We start from the raw sequence: 23,948 nt of genomic DNA on the forward strand, positions 1-23,948 counted from the left end.
AGGTGAAGAAGTATGAAAATAGATTCATTGGAGATTATAGAACTTGAAATGGCCATATTCGTTCGCCGCCTCACGTCCTTGTCATCGGATAAGAAATTCGGAAATATCGATCGCTCTGCTTATCTGTTGCTGCACCAAATATCGGCTCATGGCTGTGCTGGCGTAAAAGCATTGGCGGATATTTTTCAATTGGATATTTCCACCGTCAGTAGACAAGCATCTTCATTAGAGCAGAAGGAATACGTGTACAGAATCCCTGACCCCCAAGACCGAAGAGCATACACTTTGCAAATAACGGATTTGGGCAAACATGAATTAGATGAATATAAAAAGGCAAGGTCGGTTCGATTTAAGGAAGTACTCAAAGAGTGGTCAGATGAAGAATGCCAAACATTCGCACAATTGTTACGAAAATTCAATATTACGATCAATGAAAGTCGTGCCAAAGAGCCCAGCTAGTATTAGTTGGGCCAAAAAAAGAGGTCAACCAGACAGAAAAGATCCGGTGACCTCATACAAAGTGAAACCTTTAAAACAAATCCAGCTGCCTCGGCGCCAGCCCTTCATAATCAAGCCCCAGCATCGCCATCAACTGCTTGGCATTCCCAGCCGCGTGTCCGCCCGAGTTGTTATTGAACACCACACAGACTTCCCGTGTTTGCTCCTGAAGTTGCAGAAGCCAATCCTTCCATTCCAATAATTCCTGTTGATTGTAGTTGTATAAATATCGCACATCGCGCCAATTTGCCTCGTTGTTTTGCACCCATCCGCTGACATTTCGTCCGTGGAATCTTACCATTGTCATATCGGGATGCGTGACCTCTAGCACGGTAGGAACGGAGCCCAATCCCACTTGCGGCTCGTCACAGATGCTATGCATCCAACCTTCGCGCTTCATGAAAGTGAGCGTCTTCTCCTGCATATCCTCCTTGAACCAACTCTGATGGCGGAATTCCAGAGCTACAGGCACATCACCCATTCGCTCTCTCGCATCGCGCAGCACATCCACATTTGCTTTATTGCAATCGAACCAAGGTGGGTACTGGAACAGCACCGTCTTCAGTTTACCAGCTTCTTGAACGGGTCGAATCGATTGCAAGAAAGTCTCAAACATCTCTCCGATCCCACCGGCAAAAGGATTCGCCCCCCGCAAATGCCCCGTCATTCCCTGGTACGCCTTAATGATGAAACCGAATCCTTCCGGTGTCTCTTGATTCCACTTCATGTAGTTGCGTTCTGGCTGAATCGCGTAAAACGAAGTGTCCACCTCCACAACCGGAAAGTGTGCGCCGTACTCCCGCAGCTTCCCTCTGCTGCCGCCCAGCTCGTGATCGCCCCATCCGGCAAGTCCGATATTGATCATTGTAAGTTCCCCTTACATCGCTGATTTTCTTTTATTGTAGCTTTTTGAAGGGGAGTTGGACAACTGAGGGGGCGCCCAGCTAATCCAGCTCGAGAAGAGCTATCATCTCTTCTCCTTTTCTCATTGCCCGCTACGTAGTCGCCTAGAAATTTAAAGCTATCTCTTTATCTTTCATGCGAAGGTAAAGACTAAAATCGAGTACATAAGATATTCATCCAAATCTATTGGTATCTGTGTGATCTGTCCTAGCGTAGTCCTAAATCAGCTGCAGCAAGGCAAGCTTTGATTGATAGTGTCCAATAACAAAGGAAAAAGGGGTGGTCAGCAGCTTGAAAAAAGCTGCTGACCACCCCTTTTTCTAATTTGCTGAATCTATTCAGCCAGTGGATTAGCATGATAGATTTTTAGAAATTAATTAGATATACAAAAAATAAAATTTCCATAAAACGGAACTATTTCCCTATTCTTGGTGTCTATTCTATTGAGATTAAAAATCTACTAATTATTAGGAGGATTGTTGAATGTTTAGAATATTCGTTAAGAAAACAGTATTTATTCTTTAGTTTTATCTGCACAATCAGAACTTATCTAAAAAAAATAGGAGGAATAATTCTATGAATCTTTTATCTCGTGCTTTGTTAAGAACTGGTGGAGTATTGGCCCTTGTATGTGTGTTGGGTTTGTCAGTAACAAATGGCAGTGCATTTGCTCAAAATAAGGTGGACGAAAGATATTCAATCGTAACAGTTGATGGGAAAGAGGTCATTCGTGACTCGGTTGATAGGGTTTACATATCTAGCCCTGTTTTATCGGATGGTACTCAAATAACTTTACACAATTATAAGAGTATCCTCGAAGAATCCGATATAGTCCAGAAGAATATAGAACAAGAAAAAGCAATTACAGCTAAAAGCGGAACAGAAGATTCACTAACTAAAGACTTCTCAGCAGCAAGTCTTATTACGATTCCTTCTTACGATGAAGATTTAGGTTGGCAGGCAACTGGAACTAAAGTTCAAGTTTCAGCATGGGTACAGTGTCCAGCGGGTACAACGGCTTGTACGATTCAATCTACAAACCAGAAGACGATCTCTCACTCTTTTTCTACAAATGTTGAAAGTGGCTGGAAGGAATACATTCGTATTGGTGCGTCTTATCAATTTCAATATCAATTGGCCACTTCGACCTCTTACACATTGCCTATAGACCCAGGCAAAACAGGATATATGTCATTTAGACCTTGGATCAATTACACACGCGGCGTTGTAACTGTAAAGTATTATACAAATGGTTGGTACAGCGGATCGACAACGAGTGGTATGGTATATGCTAACGGACCAGATAAATTATCGAACGGTGAAGCTAATGGTATATATGCAGTTGAATACCCATACTAATAAATGTAAAATGTAACTAATAAGGGAAAGGTTTACACAACATAGTTTGTGTAGATCTTTTTTTCAAAAAAGGAGGTTGGATAATGATTCAGGCATTAAGATGGGTACTAGTCGCTTCCGGATCTTTCTTACTAGGACTAGCTGGATTAGAAAGGATAATTCTATTTTCAGCGGTTTTTAATAAGACACATGCAATGGATAAAGAAGCAATACTCCTCAATATTCCTAAATATTTTTGGAATATAACGAATTATACATTTTACTTCGGCTTGATAATGCTAGTGACAGGTATTGCAGTAGTTGTATATTCGAAAGTTAAAAGCACGCACTAATTAATTTTTTAAACAGAGACTGTCCTGCCTACTGTTGACCAGGGATAGTCTTTTTTATTTAACAAATTAAAAAATGAATCCTACTCAGTATAATTATGAATGATTTGCATTAAAACCAGCAGCTCTAGCATTTTTAAGAAAATCGCCGCTTTATTTCTTAAAGGCCTTGCGGCGTTTTTATGTGAAACTCTTCTCCTAAAACGAAACATCAAACATCTTCATCCAGAATACCGTCAGAACTGCCGACAAAGCATAGGCGAGAAGCGGTTTGACGGAGAACAGCTTGAGCATAGGAAACATGATGATATTAAAAATAATCGACCATCCTAAAGACCAGCCGTATTGATACTCGATTCTACCCGTCAGGGAGTAAATGTACTCCACTCCTCCATAGATGAGCACCCATTGGACATAGTGAAAAAAGACCTTCATCCGGCCCTTCGGGAAATTCGTCAGAAACAGGAGTGCCGTGGCGGGGAAAGTGAGAAAGGTGTAAATCAATTCCGTGAGGCCTGTATCCCCGAACCAGTCGGGAGTCAGCGTCCAGAGCATACGCTCAGCGCATAAATAATTGTATAATAAATTACCTATAGCGAAATACATCATCGTAGGTTGATACTTCTGCCAGTTCCGCCAATCGCCCCATCGATACGAAGCCCAAACACTAAAAATAGCCACAAATAAGTGCATAACGACATATCTCCTTCTCGTTGTATCTATTATACAAACAATTTACAATTATATACAAATAAGTTACAGAATTATACATTATGAGCCTTGCAGCATTCCTGACATAACGCTGTCAGTGAGCTTGCTGTATTGTGGAATAAAAGCGTGTAGGAGGCCTATGCATGACTGAACATACGGATAAAATCTTCAGCCGCCGCGACCTCAACCGGGCCCTCCTGGCCCGGCAGCTGCTGCTGCGGCGATCGGACATGCCGGTCCTCGCGGCGGTCCGGCATCTCGTCGGGCTGCAGGCGCAAGCTCCCAACCCACCCTACGTGGGGTTGTGGACCCGCCTGCAAAGCTTTCACCATGAGCAGCTGTCGCAGCTCATCCTGGATCGAAGCATCGTGCGCATCGCCTTGATGCGCTCGACGATCCACCTCGTCACGGCAGACGACTGCGTGACGCTGCGCCCGATCCTGCAAGCCGTGCAGGATCGCGGCTTGCAAGGCGCGTTCGGCAAGAAGCTTGCCGAACTGGACCTGGACGCGCTTGCCGCCGCCGGGCGAGCGCTGCTGGAGGCACAGCCGCTCACGCTGGGTGAGCTCGGCAAGCGCCTCGGGGCCCAGTGGCCGCAGCGCGACGCCACGGCCTTGGCGCAAGCGGTGCGCTGCCGCTTGCCGCTGGTTCAGGTGCCTCCGCGAGGCATCTGGGGCGCCGCCGGGCAGGCGGCCCACACGACCGCGGAGGCGTGGCTTGGCCGCCCGCTGGCGGAGGCGGCCAGTGTGGAAGCCATGTTGCTGCGCTACTTGGCGGCATTTGGGCCTGCATCCGTGAAGGATATGCAGGTATGGTCCGGGCTGACCCGGCTGCGCGAGGTCATGGAGCGGCTGCGCCCCAGCCTGCTCGTCTTCCGCGACGAGCACGGCAATGAGCTGTTCGATTTGCCGGAGACGCCACGACCGGACGGAACTACGCCTGCTCCCCCGCGCTTCTTGGGGGAGTTCGACAACATGCTGCTGTCCTACGACGACCGCTCCCGCATTATGGCCGAGGAGCTGAAGCAACGTGTGTTTACGGATAACGGCATCATTCGTGCAGCGCTGCTTATTGACGGTTTTGTCAGTGGCATTTGGTCCATTGTGATGCACAAACGAAAAGTGTGCGTGTTAACAATTACGTTATTTCGGGAGATATCTGAGGTCGAACGTGCTAGTGTTGAAGCCGAAGCAGAGGGGCTCTGTGCTTTTCATTTTCCTGAGGCTGAATCCGTGGAAATCTGCTATAACTAAAAAGGCTGCCCCACACGGTCGGAAACAACCTTTGAGACAGCCTTCTGGGCTATATGAGTAGTTATCTTGGGGGTGGAGGGGAACTGTGGTCCACTATTTTCCAATATATACGCAATTATTTGGATGGAAGGGACTACGTTCTGCTATTTTATCAGATTCAACCTAAATGCCGCTTAATCACACCAGATAGCGCCCCGTAGTTCCGTCTCACCTCGAAATGAGCCTCACTGGGCTCAATTAAGACCCTGTACTTCCCCTATACCGCGTTGCTGACCATCATGTCACACATAAAACGCGCAACCGGCCTATTTCGCAGTTTTTTCAGCCCATTTCGCCTTCAATGCGCTTTCAACTTCCGCAAGAATCTGATCGGCTGTCTTACCGTCCGTAGAAATACCCAGCTTCTCAGCACGTTTATTTAATGCTGTGGCTTTTTTCGCATCTTTACCTGCTGAGAGAGCTGTACGAAGCTCTTTCGCTGTTTTGCCGTCTGTTGCAATACCCGCCACTGCAGCTTTCGCCTGCAGTTTCGTCAACTCAGCTGCCTTCAGCGCCTCTCTCAGCTCTTTATTCGTCTTCCCATCCGTGCTAATCCCCAACTTCGTCGCTCTCGCTTGCAGTTTCGTCAACTCGGCTGCTTTCAATGCCTCTCTCAGCTCTTTGTTCGTCTTCCCATCCGTGCTAATCCCCAACTTCGTCGCTCTCGCTTGCAACTTCGTCAACTCCGCCGCCTTCAATGCCTCTCTCAGCTCTTTATTGGTCTTCCCATCTGTGCTGATCCCGAGCTTCGTCGCTTTCGCCTGCAACTTCGTCAACTCCGCCGCCTTCAATGCCTCTCTCAGCTCTTTATTCGTCTTCCCATCCGTGCTGATGCCCAGTTTTGCTGCGGCTTTGTTCAAGCGCTCTGTGTTTTGGGCAGCATTTGCTGTTTTCAGTTCATCTTTGATCTGTTTGTTCGTTTTACCGTCTGTCGATATGCCAAAAGCTTGCGCTTTATCCAGTAATAATTGTTTAAGCGGATGAAACGTGCTGCTCTGCGATTCTGCCGCGAAAGCCGCCACCGGAACGGTTAATGCGATTGCGCCTACCAAAGCTAGTCCTGTTAATTTTTTCAACATAAGTATCACTCCTTGATTGGTCTATGGTTATGTTTACCTTACGAACCCTATCTTAGCGGATAATTATGTCATAAGTTTGTCATGGTGCGCAGCTTAGGCAGCCGGTAAAAATATTTTAAAAACCGTCCCCGCCCCAATCTTCGACTCAACTCGAATGGAGCCTCCGTGGGCTTCAATGATATGTTTACAGATCGTCAGCCCGAGGCCTGCGCCGGAGCGATTGCGGCTTTCATCCGCTTTATAGAAGCGATCAAACAGATGCGGCAGCTTCTCCTCCGCAATGCCCTGGCCGTTATCCCAGACTTCGATCCAGCGCTCATTTCTGACGGTTTTCACCCGAATGCCCGCCTCTGATCCCTCTGGAATATGATTAATCGCGTTATCCAGCAAATTGATGAAAACCTGCCTCAGACGATCGGCATCCCCCTGCACCCTGTAGGAAGTTTCAGCTTCCGAACTCAGCCCGATCCCTTTGGACTTGGCTTTCATCTTCAACTGGGTGACCACGTGGGTAATGACATCGGATACATCCATAGGTTGAAAACTCAACTTCACCTGCTTCTCCTCAAAAGACGATAGCTCCATCAAATCATCCACCAAACTGCTCAGTCGCAGCGTCTCTTGGAGAGAAACTTGAATGAACTCCTTGGCATCCTCCGGCTCCACAACACCGTCTGTTATCCCCTGCAGGGAGGCTCGAATCGTCGTCAGCGGCGTCCGCAGCTCATGTGAAATTTCAGAGAGAAACCTTTTGCGCCCCTCTTCCACCTTCTGCAGCTTGCCTGCCATACGATTCAGCGATCCCGACAGCGATGCAATCTCGTCTTTCCCACGAACGGGGACCCGTCCGCTAAAATCCCCCAAGGCCAGCGCTTCCGCTGTCTTGCTCATGAGCTGAATCGGCTTCACAAAATGCCGTGAAACAAAATACAGCACAGCCATCGCCAGCAGCGCCACCGAGACGGCCGAGATATAGATCGCTCGATTGATATCGTTGATCGTTCCCTGGATATTCTCAATTGGCGTATACAGAAAAATTGCCCCAACCACACGGCTGTCCTGCACCACAGGGCGTCCGACAATCAACATTTTCACCGTACTATTCTGGGTAAAATTGCTTCGCACCGTCACCTGATTCCCTGCCAGCACTTTATCCAGCCATTCCTTGCGTGCCGGGGACTCGCCGATGGACTGGAGTTTGTCCGCATTCACTTTTGGATGCTTGATCAGAGCCACGCTAACGTTGGACGATTTCTCTATCGCACTTATTTGTTTGCGGAAATCCTTCTGCAAGGTGGCCCCATCGAATAGTTCTTTGGCTAACTCATCGACCTGTTCAACTTTCTCCAGCAAAAGTTTTTCGCTGCGGTCATATGTCTTCTGTTTCATGGAATAACCGATCGTTCCTGAAATCGCAAGAATAGACACCACCGTGATGGACATGTAGATAAATAAAAGCTTGCGGTAAAAAGAGTTCAGCATGTCTCAGGCCCCTCGAACTTGTAGCCAATGCCCCACACGGTTCGAATGCTCCAGTCTATTTTTCTTTCCGTATGGGCCGATAGCTTCTGTCTTAGACGTTTTATGTATAAGTCAACGACACGATCTTCCCCCTCAAAATCCCAACCCCAGATCTTGGCGATGAGATCTTCGCGAGTGAATACCTGATTCGGATTGCGCACAAAAAACAGCAGGAGCTCGTACTCCTTCTTAGGCAAAGCGACCAGTTGACCCTCTACGGTGACATCGTGGGACAGAGCGTCTACCTTCAGGCTGCCGACTTCATAAATGTTGGAGGGCGCCGACGCTTCCGTGCGAATCAGCGTTCTGCGAAGTATCGTCGTCACGCGAGCGACCAGCTCGTTCGGGTCAAAGGGCTTGACCAGATAATCGTCTGCCCCCATTTGCAACCCTTCGATTCGCTCCTCCACGTGAGCTCTGGCTGTCAGCATCAAGATCGGTACGTCGCTCATCGCGCGAATCTTCTGGCACACGGACCAGCCGTCCCGCTTCGGCAGCATAATGTCGAGCACGATGAAGTCGGGCTGCAGCTCTTCGAACTGCGTGAGGGCCTGCTCGCCGTCATTTGCGGTCATCACCGCATAGCCGCTTTTTTCTAAGTAAAGCTTCGTAATGCGGCAAATATTCAGATCATCGTCTACCACCAAAACGGTTTTCACAAGGCACACTCCCCTGAAGTTAGGTTCTATGACACCATCATACTGGATATTTGTGAATAAAAAATTTATTATTGGCGGATTGCCACCGCTTCCCCCGTTGCCGAGACGGCTTTTTGGGGCGCCTCACTTCGCTTCCGCCACCTTCTCGCTGCCGAATCGGCCTTTTTGGCTCTCTCGCACCAAATCCAGCCTGTCACGCGTGGGTTTCTCACTCGAGAAGGCTTTTTAGGCCGGCTCACTTCGCTTCCACCACCTTCTCGCTGCCGAGTCGGCCTTTTTGGCTCTCTCGCGCCAAATCCAGCCTGTCACGCGTGGGCTTCTCACTCGAGACGGCTTTTTAGGCCGGCTCACTTCGCTTCCACCACCTTCTCGCTGCCGAGTCGGCCTTTTTGGCTCTCTCGCGCCAAATCCAGCCTGTCACTCGTGGGTTTCTCACTCGAGAAGGCTTTTTGGGGCGACTCACTTCGCTTCCGCCACCTTCTCCCTGCCGAATCGGCCTTTTTGGCTCTCTCGCGCCAAATCCAGCCTGTCACGCGTGGGTTTCTCACTCGAGACGGCTTTTTAGGCCGGCTCACTTCGCTTCCACCACCTTCTCGCTGCCGAATCGGCCTTTTTGGCTCTCTCGCGCCAAATCCAGCCTGTCACGCGTGGGTTTCTCACTCGAGACGGCTTTTTGGGGCGCCTCACTTCGCTTCCGCCACCTTTTCGCTGCCGAGTCGGCCTTTTTGGCTCTCTCGCACCAAATCCAGCCTGTCACGCGTGGGTTTCTCACTCGAGACGGCTTTTTAGACCGGCTCACTTCGCTTCCACCACCTTCTCGCTGCCGAGTCGGCCTTTTTGGCTCTCTCGCGCCAAATCCAGCCTGTCACGCGTGGGTTTCTCACTCGAGACGGCTTTTTGGGGCGGCTCATTTCGCTTCCGCCACCTTTTCGCTGCCGAGTTAGTGTTGCCGAGCACCAAACAAATCAAAAAAAAATCCTAGCCTAAGCTAGGATTTTTAAAATTACACTTCAAAAGAGCTTTTCAGCGAAACAATCAGGTTGAACACCAGTTTGTCGTTAGTTGTATGCTTCGGATCCACGTTGAAATAACCGTGACGGAAGAATTGGAACTTATCATGAGGCTTCGCTTCTTTCATACCCGCTTCCACGAAACCTTGTACGATTTGCAGGGAGTTCGGGTTCAGGTTTTCTAAGAAGGAGGCATTTTCGTCTTCTTGGTCATCCAAGATAAGCGGTTCGTACAAGCGGAACTCCGCAGGTACAGCGCTTTTCGCATCGACCCAGTGAATCGTGCCTTTGACTTTACGGCCTGTAAAGCCGCTGCCGCTTTTCGTTTCGACGTCGTACGTACAGTGGAGCTCGATCACTTTGCCGCTGTCGTCTTTGACGAAATCGTTGCATTTGATGAAGTAAGCATTTTTCAGGCGCACTTCATTGCCGGGAAATAAGCGGAAATATTTGTTCGGCGGATTTTCCATGAAATCCTCTTGCTCGATGTAGATCTCACGGGAGAATGGAATTTGGCGGTTGCCCATTTCCGGGTTCTCCGAGTTATTCTCGGCATCCAGCAGCTCAACGCTATCCTCCGGATAGTTGGTGATGACGACTTTCAGCGGATTGAGAATACCCATCGTGCGGAGCGCCTTCAATTTCAAATCTTCGCGGATAAAATGATCCAGCATTTTCGCATCAACCGTGCTGTTACTGCGGGCAACGCCGATTTCACGGGCAAAAGTGCGAATCGCTTCCGGTGTAAACCCTCTGCGTCGCAGTCCGGAAATGGTTGGCATCCGCGGATCATCCCAACCGTCAACAGCCTTCTCGTCTACGAGTTGTTTCAGCTTTCTTTTACTCATCACAGTGTTCGTGAGGTTCAAACGTGCAAATTCGTACTGTCTCGGCACATTTGGCATTTCGCACTCGCGGATGACCCAGTCGTAGAAAGGTCGTTGATCCTCGAACTCCAAGGTACAGATGGAATGCGTGACACCCTCGATCGCGTCCTCAATCGGATGCGCATACGCGTACATCGGGTAGATGCACCAAGCGTCACCCGTATTGTGGTGGTGAGCATGAACCACACGGTAGATCACCGGATCGCGGAAGTTAATGTTCGGCGAGGACATGTCGATCTTCGCGCGCAGCACGCGCTCGCCATCTTTGAACTCACCGGCGCGCATGCGCTCGAACAAGCTGAGATTTTCTTCCACGCTGCGATCACGGTGCGGACTGTTCGTACCAGGGGCAGTCAAGGTACCGCGACTTTCACGGATTTGATCCGCTGTTTGATCGTCAACGTAAGCCAAACCTTTACGAATCAGAATCACAGCGCGGTTGTACATTTCCTCGAAATAATTCGAAGCAAAAAAGAGACCGTCCCATTTAAATCCGAGCCACTCGACATCAGCTTTAATGGATTCCACATACTCTGTATCTTCCTTAACGGGATTCGTATCGTCAAAGCGGAGGTTCGTTAGCCCTTTGAACTCATCCGCCAATTCAAAATTAAGAACAATTGACTTCGCATGTCCTATATGAAGGTATCCGTTCGGCTCTGGGGGAAAACGGGTGACCACCTGGCTGACTTTGCCTGAATTCAAATCTTCGATTACAATATTCTTAATGAAATTGGACGGGGTGCTCGTTGGAGTCTTCGTTTCCATATTGCGCCAGCCTTTCTCCCAATGGTTAAAGTTTTATTTTCTATCATACACTAAAAGTTACTAAAATATAAAGGAGCCCGAGCGATGGAAACATTCGATCATTATCTGGATAAATACGCAGAACTCGCAATTCGTGTAGGATTAAACGTACAGAAGGACCAAACCGTCGTCATCATGACGCCAATTTCATGTGCAGAATTCGTGCGCAAGCTGACTAAAAAAGCCTATGAGGCAGGCGCGAAAGACGTTGTAATCGACTGGGATGACGATGAAGTAAAAGCGCTGCGCCTTAAACATGCGCCTGAGTCAACACTTCGTGAATACCCGATGTGGCGCGCCAACGGCCTGGAAGAAATGGCGAAAAACGACGCTGCATTTTTGCAAATTTACGCACCGAATTCCGACTTGCTTAAAGATGTAGACCCTGAGCGTGTTGCTATTTCCAGCAAAACAGCAGCTACAGCGCGGGAAGGCTTCCTCAACTACATGCGCAACAATCAAGTCAGTTGGTTGATGGTCTCTTACCCGACGGCCGAATGGTCCGCTAAGGTATTCCCGAATTTGAGCGAAGCTGAGCGTGTTAAGAAGCTTTGGGAGCAAATTTTCAAACTTACTCGCGTGGATAAAGAAGATCCTGTTGCTGCATGGAATGAACACATTGAGACTTTGACAGGTAAACAGAACATGCTGAACAGCAAGAAATATAAGCAGCTTCATTTCAAGGCAGAAGGCACTGATCTGTACATTGAGCTTGCGCCTAAGCACCAATGGGTTGCTGCAGGAAGCGAAACCGAGAAAGGTGTTTTCTTCATTCCAAACATCCCAACGGAAGAAGTGTTCACCATGCCTGCCAAAACAGGCACGAACGGAACGGTGCGCAGCACGCTGCCACTGAGCTATCAAGGTTCTCTTATCGATGGCTTCTCGCTTACTTTCGAGAACGGCAAAGTGGTAAAAGCAACCGCCGAAGTAGGGCAAGAAGTATTAAACAAAATGCTGGATATGGATGAAGGAGCCCGCTATTTGGGGGAAGTGGCACTTGTGCCGTATGATTCGCCGATTTCCAACTCCGGATTGATCTACTACAATACATTATTTGATGAAAATGCCTCCTGCCACATCGCGTTGGGTAATTCGTATCCTTTCACGATTGAAGGCGGAACGTCGATGAGTCTCGAAGAGCTTAACCAGAATGGTTTTAATAAAAGCTTAATCCACGTCGATTTCATGATTGGTTCAGCCGACATGGCTATCGATGGCTTATCGGAAGATGGCACTCGCGAGCCTTTGTTCCGCAATGGCAACTGGGTGTAAGAATAACAAGCCATCCTCTCTCAACAAGAAGACCGCCAAATCTGGAGCATGAGCCCCTTAACTTGGCGGTCTTTCTTCAATGGCTGTGATAGTTTTTGACGACAGCAGACTCTTTTAATACCCATCTGGCTTTCTTCCATTGCCACAAAGAGGTGGCGTAACCAAGCGTATCGGCGTTCGCAATGCCGGTAATACGCTGCACTCCTCTCAAATCACACTTCCCGCTTCCAGCCTTATCAACAGGCTTCAAGAGGCTGTATGCACCCACATCCACGATAATCGGCTTCACAACCTTACCGTCTTTGTACACGCCGAACTGTTCGTAATCGTCTTTCCGGTCTTTGATATCGATGTTAAACGATTTACCGCTCTCTTCGATCTTCATTTTCACCACATAGTTGTTCTTAAAAGTTGCATAAACGCGGAGTGGTGCAGGCAGCGGGATGGCGGTCGGCACATTATCTTTCAGTGAATAGAGGTAAAAGGTCGATAATCCGCCGCTTCCCCCATTTTCCGCGGAAACATAAATCTGAGGCAGCTTCTCGCCGATAAAATCGCAGAACTGCATGTTCGGATTGTATCCGCCTTGCAGAGGGATGACGACTTGCGTTTGCCCAGGGCTCATCACAACAATGAACAGCTGGTCATAATAGGGACTGTTCATGTCCAGCTTCGTACCGGAAAGAGCCACCTGATCCAGCACGCCGTCGCCTGTCACATCGATGTCGCGCGTCTGAATGAGCTGCGCTTGTCTAAGCTGTCCGGGCTGCTGCTGAGACGATGGCGGCGCTGGAAGGTCTTCGTTGTTCACCGCTTGAGCCACAATCGTGCCCTGGCCCCCAAGGGATAGGCACCCCAGAAGCAAGCCTACTACCGCTGTTTGCAGCGCTATTTTAGCGCTTTTTTGAAACATGTGAATCATCAGACTCCCTTTGACTTGGATTTGAATTCGGCTTATTGTTTCAAATTTTTCCAAGTTGTATGCGGGAATCTGGCGTTTTACAGATTAGGAGGCCGACGATATTTCGTTGCCAGCTCAAAGGCATACCCCAAAGCCAATAGCTTCCCTTCACTGAACGCTCCAGCGGAAAACATCACGCCCATTGGCCCCTCAGCGGTATAACCGGCAGGCACGTTGAGCAGCGGATAGCCGGCACGAGCTGCAATGTCATAGCCCTCATCGCCAGGAAAAAACAGCGCATCCAGCTGATGCTCCTCAAGCACATGATCAATGCCGCGAGAACGCGTAAGCTCCTGATATTTGGCTAAATTGCGGTGATATTCATCCTCTGTCAATGTACCGCTCGTTTCATCCGACCAAATCAGTGTATTTTGACCATACACCAACGCCTTCTCTGCATGCTCGTGATTGAACGCAATAACCTCCTGCAAAGTATGTACAGGAACGGAGGCATCGAGCTTGGACAGATAGTCGTTAAGGTCTTTTTTAAATTCATATCGAAGTACGTCCGAATTCCACTCCGCCTGCTCGCATGGAAGCGACACGGGGTCAATCACAACGGCGCCCTGCTCGCGCAGCACTTGGATGGCGTTTTCAGCAATACGTTGCTCTTCCTCGTTCAAATCTTTGTAGAACCATCGAGGAATGCCAATTCTAGCCCCTTGAAGGCTATTTGCGTCCAGAAAGGTTGTATAATCCTTCTCTCTTGGACTGTTCCCTTCGCTGGCAAGACTCAAAGGGTCACGTGCATCCACGCCAGTCAGCGCTCCGAGAAGCAGCGCCGCGTCCATAACTGTCCGTGTCATCGGTCCTGGGGTATCCTGCGAGTGAGAGATGGGAATGATGCCAATACGGCTAAGTAATCCTACCGTAGGCTTCAGACCGACCAAACTGTTATGATGCGCAGGGTTCACGATAGAACCGGACGTTTCCGTCCCGATAGCCGCTGCTGCAAAGCCGGCTGCGGTTGCTGCGCCGGATCCTGAGCTGGACCCGCCAACCTCAAACCGTCCCGGACCGTAAGGGTTCAGGACTTGTCCACCTCTGGAACTATAGCCTGACGGCATCGGTCCGGACATGAAATTGGCCCATTCGGTCATATTCACTTTCCCTAATAACACAGCCCCGGATTCCCGCAGTTTGGCGGCGATAAAAGCATCCTCAGCTGCAAATGATTGCGCTAAGGCCATAGAACCGGCACTCGTATGCATGCGGTCACCCGTATCTATATTATCTTTAAGCAGGATCGGAATGCCGTGCAGCGGGCCTCGGCTTCCCTGCTTTTGACGCTCATCATCAAGCGCTTGTGCGATTTGGAGGGCATCCGGATTGATTTCCAGCACGGCATTGATAATCTTATTACATTTTTCAATTCTTTTTACATAGAAAGCAACCAGATCGACGGCACGAATTTCGCCCGCTTCCATAGCTTCTTGCAATGTTTTGATATCGGCTTCTACAATCCATTTATCCGGTTTTTCAGACAAATTTGATCGCCTCCTGTAAGTTTCGAGACATGACTGCCTAAGTTATACTATACTCTTGGTGTGGGTATTTTTGGAATGCATTCCAGCGGGTATTTTCCGCTCTTCAAATAAGGCAGGTGATCCTCGTGCAAATGATCAAACGAATAACAGACAGCGATATGTTGGGCGGCGATCCTGTATTGATAGACCGCGTTTCCCGCTATTCATCCCGGGGCATTCTCATTGACGGCTTGATGAACATTGCGATGATGTATTTATCAGAATCAGATCTGTACAAACTGCCTGGCGGCGGGATTGAGGACAACGAGCTGCCGAAGGCTGCTTTTTTACGGGAAATCAAGGAAGAGACCGGCTATGAGGCGGAAATTACGCACGAATTAGGCGTTATCGAGGAGCATAAGAACCGCAATCATTTTATGCAGCTTTCCTACTGTTACATTGCCAAAGCGCACCACCCTTCCAGCGCCCCTTCACTAACCGAAAATGAATTGAGGCTGGGGATGTCCGTGGCCTGGATGACACTCGATGAAGCTTTGGACGTGATGGCTGCCTCCCTGCACAAATGTCAGCGTTATTCGGCCAAATTCATGCTTTTACGCGATAGAATCATTCTGGAACATGCCGTTAATTTTTTAACCGGACAAGACCGGGCGAAAGGAACGTATTTTTAATCCGTGAGGTGTTTTTTTGAAAATCGACCGTTTACTAGCGATCACCATGCTGCTGTTGAACCGCCGAAGAATAAGCGCGAAGGAGCTTTCGGAGCGTTTTGAAGTGTCTCTGCGAACCGTTTATCGGGACGTGGAAGCCATTAACCAAGCGGGTATCCCTATCGTGTCATTTGCCGGGTTGAGCGGCGGGTATGAAATTATGGACCAGTACCGATTGGAGCGCCAATTCCTCTCCCTGGAAGAGCTGCAATCCATCATCGTCGGGTTAAAAGGAATTCGTTCCACGGTCGGCGACCAGGAAATCGGCAACCTGCTCGATAAAGTCGGCGCACTTGTAGCGAAGTCGGAACAAAACACCGCCGCCCGATTGGACGACCAGCTCATCATTGATATGAATCCATGGCGACGAGGCGGCGAGGATAAAGAGAAGCTGAATATGCTGCGATCCGCCATTAAGGAATCGAGACAGATCTCCTTTCAATATATCTCTTCACAAAGCGAGCAGTCCATTCGCACAGCGGAGCCTATGAGCATCGTCGCCAAAGGGTTTGGCTGGTACTTGTACGGCTACTGCCTGCTTCGTCAGGATTTTCGGATTTTTCGGCTAAACCGCATGAAGGAAATTGAAGTGCTCCCGGAGACGTTTGAACGCCGCGCTGAGGTGAAGGAACCGTTTCAATATGGTTGGGGCAAAAGAGACCCTTCCACATTGATTAATATGGTTTTGCATGCTCAGCAAAGCATCCAGGCGCAAATTGAGGACTATTTTCAGCCTCAGCAAATCGCTTATCAGACGGATGGCTCTATGATTATTACGGCCAGACAGCCGGACGAACCCTGGCTGCACAGCCTTCTGCTCGGTTATGGGCCTAGTGTGCGAGTTCTCGAACCCGCCCATCTCGCAGTCACCATCAAAGAAAAAGCTAAAAAAATTGTTCAGCTCTATTCCTAACACTGACATTATGCTGTCAGTCATGGTTGTCTATACTTAGGGTATATCCAATCTAAGGAGGCTTTCCTCATGTTTAGATCAATTCAAGATTTCGTGAACGAATGGAAAGAAGAATCTACAGCGACACAACGCGTACTAGACACACTTACAGATGCATCCCTGAAGCAGCAAATCGTGCCGGACTTCCGCACACTCGGACAGCTAGCTTGGCATATCGCCACAACCATCCATGAAATGTTATCTCGCGTAGGACTCGAATTCGAAGCGCCGGAAGGGGATGAGCATGCCCCTGCCTCAGCCAAAACCATAGCCGATGCTTACCGCGCTACATCAGCGGCACTGACAAGTGCCATCCAGTCCCAGTGGACAGATGCCAAGCTTACAGAATCCACCGACATGTACGGCCAAATGTGGCTGAATGCAACAACGTTGCGTATCCTGATCTCACACGAAATCCACCACCGTGGCGAAATGATCGTTTTGATGCGTCAAGCCGGTCTACGCGTTCCGGATATTTACGGACCCACGCGCGAAGATTGGTTGGAAAGAGGCATGCAGCCGTTAGTCTAATTGACAACTCGAGTCTTGTGACCCTCCATGAGCTATAATAGAAAAAAAGCCCAAGGAGTGGTCTCACTTGCACAATCAAACCGTTATCGTTACCGGCGCTAATTCCGGAATGGGACTTGCAACAACCGTGGAGCTCGCCCGTAAGGGGGCTTACGTGATCATGCTGTGCCGCAGTCAGCCAAGAGGCGAGCTGGCGCTTGCCGAAGCCCGCCGCCAGAGCGGGTCAGAGCACATCGAGCTCATGCTTTGCGATCTTGGCTCTCTCGCCAGCATTCGTGCGTTCGCTGAAGCCTTCCTCGCCAAACATCAAGTGCTGGACGTGCTTGTGAACAACGCAGGCGTGGTCACCGTGAAACGGCAAACAACGTCCGACGGTTACGAAGCGATGCTCGGCGTGAACCATCTGGGCCACTTCCTGCTGACCCAGCTGCTGCTCAAAGCCCTGGTTCGCGCCCCGCAGGGGCGGATCGTCAATGTCTCCTCAGGCGCCCACAAGATCGGGCGCTTTGACTTCAACAACCCTCACCTGACCCGAGGGTTCAGTGTTTGGAGAGGCTATTCGCAATCCAAGATTGCGAATATTTGGTTTACACGCCAGCTGGCCAAGCGCCTTGCGGGCACAGCCGTGACGGCGAACGCGCTGCATCCCGGCGCGGTCGGTACAAATATCGGTGTCGATCGGGACACCGGTTTCGGGAAGGCCGTTCACCGCATGCTGCGGCCTTTTTTCCTAACGCCGGCACAGGGCGCGGAGACAGCCATTTATTTGGCGTCCAGTCCGGATGTGTGCTCAGTTAGCGGCGAATATTTTTATAAGAAGAAGATTGTGCCTGTCTCCGAGAAGGCCCGAGATGATGAATTCGCGGAACGATTCTGGGCATGGAGCGAGCGGGAAGTTGGATTAAATCTTGGAAAATAAGGGGAGAATAATCGAGGTTTACGATTCTGATACACGGAGTGTGGCTTCGATTGGACTTCTTTCATAGCCAGGAATCCTTAACTGCGTTTGAATGGATGATGAGAGCTGTTGTGGGCTACTTTTTCCTGCTCATTGCCGCTAAATTGCTCGGACAGCGCTCCATTTCTCAGCTTAGATTCCTGGATTTCATCATTGCATTAATTTTGGGAAATATTATTGCCCACCCTCTCTCAGATGAGCGTTTATCGTTGACCGGCTCTATGATTTCCACCACCGTACTTGTAGTCTTGTACATCTTGACATCCTGGTTAAGCCTGAAGTGGAACGTGCTTAAGCATTTTCTGGATCCGGCGCCTTTGACGTTAATCAAGCACGGGAATATAGTCATGAAAAACTTGCGCAAAGCGCGCATTTCGGTAGACCATCTCTTTTCTGAACTGCGGAAGCAACAGATTGAGGATATTGATAAGGTGGCTCTTGCTTTATGGGAGCCAGGGGGAACGATTTCCGTATTCCTTGAGCCGCAGTACCAACCGGTTACGCCCAAAGACATGCACCTTCCTACCTCCTCCTTCTCATTGGTGAAGCCGATTATTGTTGAAGGTACGATGAATGAGAAACAGCTAACCCAGCAAGGAAAAAACAGAAAATGGCTGGAAGCCCAGATTCATGCTAATCTGGTTGATTGGGACGATGTCGTGCTGGCCACCATGGATGATCAAGCTCAAATACGGGTATATACAGAAGCCGATATGACCGAAAAAAATGAACGAACGACTTCCTGAGAAGCGTCCGTTCATTTTTAATTAATGACTAAAACGTTTCTCGATTCTCTTACTAATCACCATCGAAGCCCCTACGAATAGAACGACATAGATCAGACGGGACGGATTCTCGATAAACCGGTGAATATCATAGCCGATAAAAGAAACCGACATCACCATAACCGCTTTGCCGGCAAGCACAGCAACCAGAAAGGAACGGAATCTCATTCCGACTAACCCTGCCGCCATATTAATGACGACGAACGGTCCTACGGGAAAGAGACTCAGCAGAAACACATAATTAAAAGCCTGCCGGCGAGCCCATACCAGACTTTTCTGCACCTTCGGTTTCTGCGACCACCGCACTAAATAGGGGTGCCCGGCCACTTTTTTCACAATCGCGAACGTCACCAAACAGCCGCCTACGATTCCGATCCATGAGTACAAAAATCCGAGCCATAGCCCGTATACAGCCGCATTTACGCTAATAATGACTAGTGTCGGCAGAGGCGGGATGAATGATTTCATAAAAGGCAGAAGAAGACCCGGCAACGGGCCCAGCGATCTGTATTTATCGACCAGCATGGCCAAGTTCTCTTCCGTCATATAAGACAGAAGCTCTGATAATCCCATTGGGAAACACCTACTTTGCTTGCAAGAATGAATGGCGGAAGCGCCGCCGTCTATAGGCATGATAGCATATTTTACGAGATTGGAGCACGTTTTGGGGCGAGTGCAGACAACGAAAACAGGGCCGTCTCAACATGTCAGGAATGACCAGTTGGATAGCCCCTTTCCAATTCAGGATATTCGGACAAAAAAAGCCCACCGAGCCGTGTAAACGGTTACGATAGACTTTACGTGTTCTTCTCCCTGGCTTTCTTGCGATCAACTACACACTGTTCCCACTTCTCCTCTACTTCCTTGATCATAGGATGCAGCATATCGTACATCGCAGCCAGCAACGAAAATCTTTGGGAAAAATGCTCCAGCGATTCTTTCTGCTCGGAACTGCAAGTTTCGATGTTGGGGATTTCTTGTACGGTTTTCTCCGCCCATTTATGAAATAATTCCAAATCCTGCACGATTTTGCGAACGTGATTCAGACTATAACTTTCAGAAACATAGTAATAATCTCTTCGATCATTACTAGAAGGCATCTTCTTGCACATGCCCATTCTTTCCATATTGCGTATTTGAATGCTTACAGCAGCTTTGGTAACGCCAAGCTGTTCCACAATATCCTGCAAACTAAGAGGACAAGTAGCGAACATAAGCTGTGCGAATATTTTCCCAACAAGCGGACTAAAGCCTTTTTTTTCGTAATTCAGTGACATAAAATCGCTAATTGTTTGCTTCCACTCAGAGAAAGTCTGTTCATGTTGATCCATCGCTACTCTCCTCCTCTGTGAAAAATTAAGATGATAATGATAATTGTAGTCAAAAAAAAACAGCCAGTCAACTTTAATGTCGAAATATTGACAAAAATCGATATTGTGAACATTGTGTAACATTTCACAATCCGGAATTGACAATACCCGTCAGCGGACTTATATTATGATCATTAACAACGTTGTTAACGATAAATACTAACGCAATACAGTTAGTAATATTTTATAGATATACGAGGGAGATGTTTCGAGTGAAGAAACCATTCAAAATTTTATCAACAGGCACACTTGCTGCCGCAATTCTACTTTCAGGCTCTGCTCTTACTGCAGGTAAAGCATTCGCTGACGAAGCTGTTCCAGCAGCAAAATCAACTTTGGAAGCAAATTCATTTGCAAGCCAACTTATCAACTATCACCTTTCTATCCTTGCTAAGGATGCCGCTCAAGCCACAGGCAAAGACGAAGACGATATTAGAGACGCTCTTGCTGTTGGTGACACGCTGCCTGAAGCTACTGGAATTAGCAACGCTGATCTGCTTTCTGATTTAACACCCATCATTACCTTTGATTTACATAAGGCAAGCAGCTACGGCATCATTTCAGCTGACGAATTGTTAGCTAGCGAAGCCGCTGTTGCTGAACAACTGGGGGCCATCTTGGAAACAAAAGGCGATAAGCTTCCTACTGCTGACAGCAACGCAATTCTAGCTCATCTTGTGATGAATCGATTGGACAGCGTCGTACGTGATACAGCCAGCTTTGCAAGAAAAGATCAAAATGACATTTCCGAAGCTCTTCGCCAAGGGAATACACTTGTTCAATCCGCAACATCTTTAGATCCAGGCGAGTTAAAAGATGATTTGCTGGGCTTGCTTAAACAAGATCTGCAATTCCAGGTCTCTACGTACGGAGTGTCTCAAGCTGATGCCGATCGTTTCTACGCCCTAGGCGCAGGTAAACTTTCCGAAATCATGAATACATCCGGCTACAATCCAGATAGCGTGAAATGGGCAGCTAAAGATTTAAGTAAACTTGTTGCTAGTCGCATTAACCATGTTATTACCGACACAGCTTTCTTCGCTAGAAAAGATGAGAAAGACGTTCGTGAGGATTTGCTACAAGGCAAAACACTTGTCGCTTCGGCAGCTAATTTAGATCCAGGCGAACTAAAAGAAAAAATTTCAAATGTCATTCGACAAGATCTTGATTTCGTAGTCGCTATGGGTCAAGCTACTCAAGAAGATGCTAACAAGTCTTATGCAGAAGCAGTTTCCAAAATTGCGGATATCATTAATACACCTGGTTACACGCCTGAGACTGCCGCGGTTCAAGCGGATCTGCAAAAGGTCATTCAAGCTCGTATCGATCGCGTGATCAATGATGCAGCTGTTTTCGGTAAAAAAGAAGAGCGCGATGTTCGCGAGGACCTTCGTCAAGGTAAATCACTTGTTGCCTCTGCAGCAAGATTGGATCCAGGCGAATTCAAAGAAAAAGTTTTGAACCTTCTGAGACAGGATCTTGATTTCCAAGTATCTTTGAATCGCGCAACACAAGCAGATGCTAATAAATATTATTCCGAAGGTGCAGCGAAGCTTACCGACATTATCAACACACCTGGTTACACACCTGAATCTGTTACAACTCAGGCCGATCTAGAAAAGGTCATTCAAACCCGTATCGATCGCGTAATCAACGACACCGCCGTTTTCGGTAAAAGAGAAGAGAAAGACGTGCTTGAGGATCTTCGCCAAGGTAAAACCCTTGCAGCTTCTGCGGCTAACCTAGATCCAGGCGAACTGAAAGAAAAGGTTCTGAAAGTCCTTAGACAAGACCTTGATTTCCAAGTTTCCATGCACCGGGCAACACAAGCAGATGCCGATAAGTACTACTCCGAAGGCGCTTTGAAGCTCTCAGAAATTATCAACACACCTGGTTACACACCAAGCAAAGCGTAATCGTTAATTGAAAAAGAGCTGTCTCATAGGTCAATCCTGACCTTTTGAGACAGCTCTTTTTTTTGCTTCTATTATAGTTGAGCAAATACTCGCCATCTTACATCATCCGCGAGCCGTTGAACTTCCCGCTCGAGCTCAAGCCTCGAGCGGGTTCACCGCCTCATGGAGCAGCTGCTCCAACTCGGCGGTGTAGGCCGCCTGCTGCGCTTCGTTCCAGCCGAAGCGCTCCGCCATGAAGGCGATGGCCGGCGCCTTCCACTGCCGTGCCCACGCGATATCGAAGAAGAGGGCCCCCGTACGGCGGATGAAGAAATCCGCCGGCTTCACAGCCATCTCGCACTCGATCGCGTACACGAGCGAAGCGAGCACAGCGGCGGGCATCTTCCGGCACTCCGCCTCATTCCAGTACTGCGCCACCAAGGCAAACACGGCATCCACATTGGAGCCGTAACGGCGCGCCAGCAGCGCAGCCTCAGGACTCGTCAGCCCAAGCCGCTGGCCTTGGCTGATCTTGCTCTGCAAGAACGACTCCAGCTTCGCGGAGCCGCCAACCTCGCCGCCGGAAATCGGCAGCGTGCGGGTACGGCTCGGCGACAACGCCGTCGCCGAAACCAGGCCCTCCGCCACCAGCATGGCGGCGATCTTGTCTACGACCGTCTCCGCCATTTTGCGGTAGCCGGTCAGCTTGCCCCCGGCCATCGAAATAAGGCCGGAGTCCGACACGAAGATTTCATCGCGGCGCGAAATCTCCGAAGGATCTTTGCCCTCCTGATGGATCAGCGGGCGCAGCCCGGTCCAGCTCGACTCCACGTCCGCTTCCGTCAAACCGAGGGTCGGGAACATCTCATTCGCGGCGCGCAGCACATACGCGCGGTCCGCCACGGTGATTCGGGGATTCACGATATCCCCTTTATAATTCGTATCCGTCGTCCCGACGTAAGTTTTGCCGTCACGCGGAATCGCAAACACCATGCGTCCATCCGGCGTATCAAAATAAATCGCCTGACGCAGCGGGAATTTGCTCTGATCAAACACCAAATGTACCCCTTTGGTCAGATGGAGCGTTTTGCCTTTCTTGGAGTGGTCCATTTCACGCAGCGTATCCACCCAAGGTCCAGCTGCATTCACAATCTTGCTCGCAAATAGCGAGTAGGACGATTTCTCGCCGTCACCACCCAGCTGATCCGCCACCCGAACGCCAACTAATTTGTCGTTTTTCATCAGCAGCTCTTCTACTTTGGCATAATTCACAGCTTGTGCGCCAAGCTCCACAGCCTTTTTCATAACTTCAATTGTCAGACGCGCATCATCCGTGCGATATTCCACATAGTAGCCGCCGCCTCGCAGATCTTTCTTTTTCAATAGCGGTTCATGCCCCAGCGTCTCCTGTGGACGGAACATTTTACGGCGCTCCGCTCGTTTCACTCCCGCTAAGAAATCGTAGACCCTTAAACCAAGAGACGTAGACAGCTTGCCGAACGTGCCCCCTTTATAAAAAGGCAGCAGCATCCACTCCGGCGTCGTGACGTGAGGACCATTTTCATACACAATCGCGCGCTCTTTGCCCACTTCAGCGACAACCTTCACATCCAGCTGTTTCAAATACCGCAGCCCTCCGTGCACAAGCTTCGTCGACCGGCTCGACGTTCCCGCAGCATAATCCTGCATATCAATCAGCGCCGTGCGCAGCCCTCTGCTCTGGGCATCAAGCGCGATGCCTGCGCCAGTAATTCCCCCGCCGATTACGATTAAATCAAAAGTCGTCTCCGACATGTTTTGCAGCATTTCTTGTCTTTTTAACCCGCTAAAGCTATGTGTCACTTCTCGCATCTCCGTCATTACAGTCATCTTAATTATCTCCCTTCGTATATGAAAAATAAAAAGCCGCAACAAACCTAACACGCTATCACGTGCAGGCCGCTGTGGCTTCTCCCTAGTCTCCAACCAA

27 protein-coding genes are annotated in these 23,948 nt (G+C 49.1%); 11 read left to right on the top strand and 16 right to left on the bottom strand.

Annotated elements, in window-relative coordinates; all coding sequences use genetic code 11:
* Window positions 1-12 precede the first annotated feature (12 nt).
* Complete coding sequence (locus tag GON05_RS06275; protein ID WP_127456833.1) at window positions 13-459, top strand: MarR family winged helix-turn-helix transcriptional regulator; 447 nt, start codon at window positions 13-15, stop codon at window positions 457-459.
* A 70-nt stretch (window positions 460-529) separates the two neighbouring features.
* Here the strand turns inward: GON05_RS06275 and GON05_RS06280 are convergent, their stop codons facing one another.
* Window positions 530-1,363, bottom strand: a complete 834-nt coding sequence (locus GON05_RS06280) for a DUF72 domain-containing protein (protein ID WP_157318334.1) — start codon at window positions 1,361-1,363, stop codon at window positions 530-532.
* Between the two features lie 614 nt (window positions 1,364-1,977).
* Between GON05_RS06280 and GON05_RS06285 the strand changes: the two genes are divergently transcribed.
* Entirely contained in the window at window positions 1,978-2,760 is a 783-nt protein-coding gene (locus GON05_RS06285) for a DUF6060 domain-containing protein (RefSeq protein ID WP_157318335.1), read from the top strand.
* An 83-nt stretch (window positions 2,761-2,843) separates the two neighbouring features.
* Window positions 2,844-3,092, top strand: coding sequence for a hypothetical protein (locus GON05_RS06290; RefSeq protein WP_157318336.1), 249 nt, complete (start codon window positions 2,844-2,846; stop codon window positions 3,090-3,092).
* 195 nt (window positions 3,093-3,287) lie between these two features.
* Here GON05_RS06290 and GON05_RS06295 read toward each other — a convergent pair whose 3' ends face one another.
* Window positions 3,288-3,782 (bottom strand): CBO0543 family protein, encoded by a 495-nt coding sequence (locus tag GON05_RS06295; protein ID WP_157318337.1) that lies wholly within the window; start codon window positions 3,780-3,782, stop codon window positions 3,288-3,290.
* 161 nt (window positions 3,783-3,943) lie between these two features.
* On the opposite strand from GON05_RS06295, the gene GON05_RS06300 reads away from it, so the two are divergent.
* Complete coding sequence (locus tag GON05_RS06300) at window positions 3,944-5,053, top strand: winged helix DNA-binding domain-containing protein (RefSeq protein ID WP_157318338.1); 1,110 nt, start codon at window positions 3,944-3,946, stop codon at window positions 5,051-5,053.
* A 305-nt stretch (window positions 5,054-5,358) separates the two neighbouring features.
* Here the strand turns inward: GON05_RS06300 and GON05_RS06305 are convergent, their stop codons facing one another.
* The 9 genes from GON05_RS06305 to GON05_RS06335 form a co-directional block, all read right to left on the bottom strand.
* On the bottom strand, window positions 5,359-6,171 hold the full coding sequence (locus GON05_RS06305; protein ID WP_157318339.1) for a hypothetical protein: 813 nt from the start codon (window positions 6,169-6,171) through the stop codon (window positions 5,359-5,361).
* 93 nt (window positions 6,172-6,264) lie between these two features.
* Window positions 6,265-7,653: a sensor histidine kinase gene (locus GON05_RS06310; protein ID WP_157318340.1), complete on the bottom strand. Its 1,389-nt coding sequence runs from the start codon at window positions 7,651-7,653 to the stop codon at window positions 6,265-6,267.
* Window positions 7,647-8,351, bottom strand: coding sequence for a response regulator transcription factor (locus GON05_RS06315; RefSeq protein WP_181646514.1), 705 nt, complete (start codon window positions 8,349-8,351; stop codon window positions 7,647-7,649). The genes GON05_RS06310 and GON05_RS06315 overlap by 7 nt, the downstream gene beginning before the upstream one ends.
* Before the next feature lie 68 nt (window positions 8,352-8,419).
* Entirely contained in the window at window positions 8,420-8,590 is a 171-nt protein-coding gene (locus GON05_RS06320) for a hypothetical protein (protein ID WP_157318341.1), read from the bottom strand.
* Window positions 8,577-8,702, bottom strand: coding sequence for a hypothetical protein (locus tag GON05_RS39640; protein ID WP_258567618.1), 126 nt, complete (start codon window positions 8,700-8,702; stop codon window positions 8,577-8,579). Before GON05_RS39640 ends, GON05_RS06320 begins: the two co-directional genes overlap by 14 nt.
* A complete protein-coding gene (locus GON05_RS06325; protein WP_157318342.1) occupies window positions 8,699-8,926 on the bottom strand; it encodes a hypothetical protein in 228 nt (75 codons plus the stop codon). The genes GON05_RS39640 and GON05_RS06325 overlap by 4 nt, the downstream gene beginning before the upstream one ends.
* Window positions 8,923-9,150: a hypothetical protein gene (locus GON05_RS06330; protein WP_157318343.1), complete on the bottom strand. Its 228-nt coding sequence runs from the start codon at window positions 9,148-9,150 to the stop codon at window positions 8,923-8,925. Before GON05_RS06330 ends, GON05_RS06325 begins: the two co-directional genes overlap by 4 nt.
* On the bottom strand, window positions 9,137-9,262 hold the full coding sequence (locus GON05_RS39645) for a hypothetical protein (RefSeq protein ID WP_258567619.1): 126 nt from the start codon (window positions 9,260-9,262) through the stop codon (window positions 9,137-9,139). The genes GON05_RS06330 and GON05_RS39645 overlap by 14 nt, the downstream gene beginning before the upstream one ends.
* Before the next feature lie 92 nt (window positions 9,263-9,354).
* A complete protein-coding gene (locus tag GON05_RS06335; protein WP_157318344.1) occupies window positions 9,355-11,016 on the bottom strand; it encodes a glutamine--tRNA ligase/YqeY domain fusion protein in 1,662 nt (553 codons plus the stop codon).
* A gap of 84 nt (window positions 11,017-11,100) precedes the next feature.
* On the opposite strand from GON05_RS06335, the gene GON05_RS06340 reads away from it, so the two are divergent.
* A complete protein-coding gene (locus tag GON05_RS06340) occupies window positions 11,101-12,330 on the top strand; it encodes an aminopeptidase (protein WP_157318345.1) in 1,230 nt (409 codons plus the stop codon).
* A 76-nt stretch (window positions 12,331-12,406) separates the two neighbouring features.
* On the opposite strand, the gene GON05_RS06345 is transcribed toward GON05_RS06340, so the two are convergent.
* Both GON05_RS06345 and GON05_RS06350 read right to left on the bottom strand, forming a co-directional pair.
* Window positions 12,407-13,243, bottom strand: a complete 837-nt coding sequence (locus GON05_RS06345; RefSeq protein ID WP_157318346.1) for a hypothetical protein — start codon at window positions 13,241-13,243, stop codon at window positions 12,407-12,409.
* An 86-nt stretch (window positions 13,244-13,329) separates the two neighbouring features.
* Window positions 13,330-14,778 carry an amidase family protein gene (locus tag GON05_RS06350; protein WP_157318347.1) on the bottom strand — a complete coding sequence of 483 codons (1,449 nt, stop codon included), beginning with the start codon at window positions 14,776-14,778 and terminating at the stop codon, window positions 13,330-13,332.
* Between the two features lie 131 nt (window positions 14,779-14,909).
* Between GON05_RS06350 and GON05_RS06355 the strand changes: the two genes are divergently transcribed.
* The 5 genes from GON05_RS06355 to GON05_RS06375 all read left to right on the top strand — a co-directional run bounded on the left by GON05_RS06355 (window position 14,910) and on the right by GON05_RS06375 (window position 18,675).
* Window positions 14,910-15,449, top strand: coding sequence for an NUDIX hydrolase (locus GON05_RS06355; protein ID WP_157318348.1), 540 nt, complete (start codon window positions 14,910-14,912; stop codon window positions 15,447-15,449).
* Between the two features lie 16 nt (window positions 15,450-15,465).
* The gene (locus tag GON05_RS06360) at window positions 15,466-16,401 is read left to right on the top strand and encodes a helix-turn-helix transcriptional regulator (protein WP_246238872.1); all 936 of its coding nucleotides are present in this window, start codon (window positions 15,466-15,468) and stop codon (window positions 16,399-16,401) included.
* A gap of 69 nt (window positions 16,402-16,470) precedes the next feature.
* Window positions 16,471-16,971: a DinB family protein gene (locus GON05_RS06365; RefSeq protein ID WP_157318349.1), complete on the top strand. Its 501-nt coding sequence runs from the start codon at window positions 16,471-16,473 to the stop codon at window positions 16,969-16,971.
* 67 nt (window positions 16,972-17,038) lie between these two features.
* Entirely contained in the window at window positions 17,039-17,890 is an 852-nt protein-coding gene (locus GON05_RS06370) for an SDR family oxidoreductase (protein ID WP_157318350.1), read from the top strand.
* Between the two features lie 50 nt (window positions 17,891-17,940).
* Window positions 17,941-18,675, top strand: coding sequence for a DUF421 domain-containing protein (locus tag GON05_RS06375; RefSeq protein WP_157318472.1), 735 nt, complete (start codon window positions 17,941-17,943; stop codon window positions 18,673-18,675).
* Between the two features lie 21 nt (window positions 18,676-18,696).
* Here GON05_RS06375 and GON05_RS06380 read toward each other — a convergent pair whose 3' ends face one another.
* Window positions 18,697-19,287 (bottom strand): TVP38/TMEM64 family protein, encoded by a 591-nt coding sequence (locus GON05_RS06380; protein ID WP_157318351.1) that lies wholly within the window; start codon window positions 19,285-19,287, stop codon window positions 18,697-18,699.
* A 224-nt stretch (window positions 19,288-19,511) separates the two neighbouring features.
* Entirely contained in the window at window positions 19,512-20,045 is a 534-nt protein-coding gene (locus GON05_RS06385; protein ID WP_157318352.1) for a GbsR/MarR family transcriptional regulator, read from the bottom strand.
* Window positions 20,046-20,296: 251 nt separating this feature from the next.
* On the opposite strand from GON05_RS06385, the gene GON05_RS06390 reads away from it, so the two are divergent.
* Complete coding sequence (locus tag GON05_RS06390; RefSeq protein ID WP_157318353.1) at window positions 20,297-22,000, top strand: hypothetical protein; 1,704 nt, start codon at window positions 20,297-20,299, stop codon at window positions 21,998-22,000.
* Window positions 22,001-22,135: 135 nt separating this feature from the next.
* Here the strand turns inward: GON05_RS06390 and GON05_RS06395 are convergent, their stop codons facing one another.
* Entirely contained in the window at window positions 22,136-23,839 is a 1,704-nt protein-coding gene (locus GON05_RS06395) for a glycerol-3-phosphate dehydrogenase/oxidase (protein WP_157318473.1), read from the bottom strand.
* Window positions 23,840-23,948 lie beyond the last annotated feature (109 nt).

It is taken from the genome of Paenibacillus anseongensis, from assembly GCF_009757995.1.
Classification (GTDB): domain Bacteria; phylum Bacillota; class Bacilli; order Paenibacillales; family NBRC-103111; genus Paenibacillus_E; species Paenibacillus_E chondroitinus.

Excerpts from the sequence above, each read along its gene's own strand:
- GON05_RS39645 (WP_258567619.1), bottom strand. The coding sequence starts at position 9,262 with ATGAGCCGCCCCAAAAAGCCGTCTCGAGTGAGAAACCCACGCGTGACA.
- GON05_RS06385 (WP_157318352.1), bottom strand. The coding sequence starts at position 20,045 with ATGGATCAACATGAACAGACTTTCTCTGAGTGGAAGCAAACAATTAGC.
- GON05_RS06355 (WP_157318348.1), top strand. The coding sequence starts at position 14,910 with ATGATCAAACGAATAACAGACAGCGATATGTTGGGCGGCGATCCTGTA.
- GON05_RS06305 (WP_157318339.1), bottom strand. The coding sequence starts at position 6,171 with ATGTTGAAAAAATTAACAGGACTAGCTTTGGTAGGCGCAATCGCATTA.
- GON05_RS06275 (WP_127456833.1), top strand. The coding sequence starts at position 13 with ATGAAAATAGATTCATTGGAGATTATAGAACTTGAAATGGCCATATTC.
- GON05_RS06395 (WP_157318473.1), bottom strand. The coding sequence starts at position 23,839 with ATGACGGAGATGCGAGAAGTGACACATAGCTTTAGCGGGTTAAAAAGA.
- GON05_RS06295 (WP_157318337.1), bottom strand. The coding sequence starts at position 3,782 with ATGCACTTATTTGTGGCTATTTTTAGTGTTTGGGCTTCGTATCGATGG.
- GON05_RS06335 (WP_157318344.1), bottom strand. The coding sequence starts at position 11,016 with ATGGAAACGAAGACTCCAACGAGCACCCCGTCCAATTTCATTAAGAAT.
- GON05_RS06300 (WP_157318338.1), top strand. The coding sequence starts at position 3,944 with ATGACTGAACATACGGATAAAATCTTCAGCCGCCGCGACCTCAACCGG.
- GON05_RS06365 (WP_157318349.1), top strand. The coding sequence starts at position 16,471 with ATGTTTAGATCAATTCAAGATTTCGTGAACGAATGGAAAGAAGAATCT.
- GON05_RS06285 (WP_157318335.1), top strand. The coding sequence starts at position 1,978 with ATGAATCTTTTATCTCGTGCTTTGTTAAGAACTGGTGGAGTATTGGCC.
- GON05_RS06280 (WP_157318334.1), bottom strand. The coding sequence starts at position 1,363 with ATGATCAATATCGGACTTGCCGGATGGGGCGATCACGAGCTGGGCGGC.
- GON05_RS06290 (WP_157318336.1), top strand. The coding sequence starts at position 2,844 with ATGATTCAGGCATTAAGATGGGTACTAGTCGCTTCCGGATCTTTCTTA.
- GON05_RS06340 (WP_157318345.1), top strand. The coding sequence starts at position 11,101 with ATGGAAACATTCGATCATTATCTGGATAAATACGCAGAACTCGCAATT.
- GON05_RS06380 (WP_157318351.1), bottom strand. The coding sequence starts at position 19,287 with ATGGGATTATCAGAGCTTCTGTCTTATATGACGGAAGAGAACTTGGCC.
- GON05_RS06345 (WP_157318346.1), bottom strand. The coding sequence starts at position 13,243 with ATGTTTCAAAAAAGCGCTAAAATAGCGCTGCAAACAGCGGTAGTAGGC.
- GON05_RS06310 (WP_157318340.1), bottom strand. The coding sequence starts at position 7,653 with ATGCTGAACTCTTTTTACCGCAAGCTTTTATTTATCTACATGTCCATC.